Source organism: Ruminococcus sp. 1001713B170207_170306_F1 (assembly GCF_015668065.1).
In the GTDB taxonomy this organism is placed as follows: Bacteria; Bacillota; Clostridia; order Lachnospirales; family Lachnospiraceae; genus Blautia_A; species Blautia_A faecis.
Map to the genome: position 1 here is coordinate 1 of NZ_JADPEX010000068.1, position 1,341 is coordinate 1,341.

The following is a 1,341-nucleotide window of genomic DNA, read 5'->3' on the forward strand; positions in this document are numbered from 1 at the left end:
TGGTGCTAGAATATAAATAGTACAAGTCAAAATGAGAATCCCTAATTACAAATTTTATGGTACTATGTAGTTACCGCACTGAAGGAGGATCTCATTATGGCAAAGCACTATGACAAACAATTTAAATTGGATGCAATCCGGTATTATCATGATCACAGAGAATTAGGATTGCAGGGTTGCGCTTCAAACTTAGGAATCAGTCATCAGACACTGTCTCGCTGGCAGAAAGAACTGCGTGATACCGGAGACATTGAGAGCCGTGGTTCTGGCAACTATGCTTCTGATGAAGCAAAGGAAATTGCACGTTTAAAGCGTGAACTACGTGATGCGCAGGATGCACTTGATGTATTAAAAAAAGCCATCAACATTCTGGGAAAATGACGGAAGCCATTTACCTCGAAGTTACTGAGAGGGCAGAAGCAGCCCACAAGGCTAAACGCCGTGTTTCTGTCTCCGGAATGTTGAAAATACTTGGCGTTTCACGTTCTGGCTATCGCGCATGGTTGAAACATGTTCCTTCCAATGCTGAAAAGCGTCGGGAATCAGTAAAAGCCAAAATCAAGGATATTTACGATAAATCTAAACAGAATTACGGTGCTCCCAAAATCACACAAGTGTTACGCAAAACAGGAGAAACTATTTCTGAGCGTACTGTTGGGCAGTACATGAAACAAATGGGCATTAAGGCTCAGTGGGTAAAGCCGTGGACAATCACCACAAGAGACTCCGATTTCAGTAGCAAACTTCAAAACATCCTTGATGAACAATTTAATCCAGAACGGCCAAATGCAGTTTGGTGTTCTGACATTACCTATATCTGGACGATAGATGGCTTCGTCTATTTGACCAGTATTATGGATTTATATTCCAGAAAAATCATTGCCTGGACATTGTCAAATACATTGGAAGTGTCCTGCGTGATTGAAACAATAAACAAAGCCAAGGCAAAACGAAAAATTGAAGAACCATTGATTATGCATTCCGATCGCGGCGTACAGTATGTTTCAAAGGAATACAAACGTGTCACTGCAAACATGCAGTGCAGTTATTCTAAAAAGGCTTATCCATGGGATAATGCCTGCATTGAATCATTTCATTCACTGATCAAGCGCGAATGGCTGAATCGCTTCAAAATCCGCGACTATAATCATGCATATCGCTTGGTATTCGAATATCTGGAGGCATTCTATAACACCAAGCGAATCCATAGTCATTGCGATTACATGTCACCAAATGACTACGAAGAACTATACCGTAGATTGCAACAGAACGAAGAGCCAATGGCAAGTTAAGATGGGGAAAACCTCATTTTAACTTGTACTAAATCTTGACATAGTACCA

2 protein-coding genes are annotated in these 1,341 nt (G+C 40.9%); both read left to right on the forward strand.

Annotated features, from left to right (window positions below):
* Positions 1–96: 96 nt before the first annotated feature.
* Positions 97–381 carry a transposase gene (locus I4V84_RS19485; protein ID WP_207746649.1) on the forward strand — a complete coding sequence of 95 codons (285 nt, stop codon included), beginning with the start codon at positions 97–99 and terminating at the stop codon, positions 379–381.
* Positions 378–1,292, forward strand: coding sequence for an IS3 family transposase (locus tag I4V84_RS19490; protein WP_195993199.1), 915 nt, complete (start codon positions 378–380; stop codon positions 1,290–1,292). Before I4V84_RS19485 ends, I4V84_RS19490 begins: the two co-directional genes overlap by 4 nt.
* Positions 1,293–1,341 lie beyond the last annotated feature (49 nt).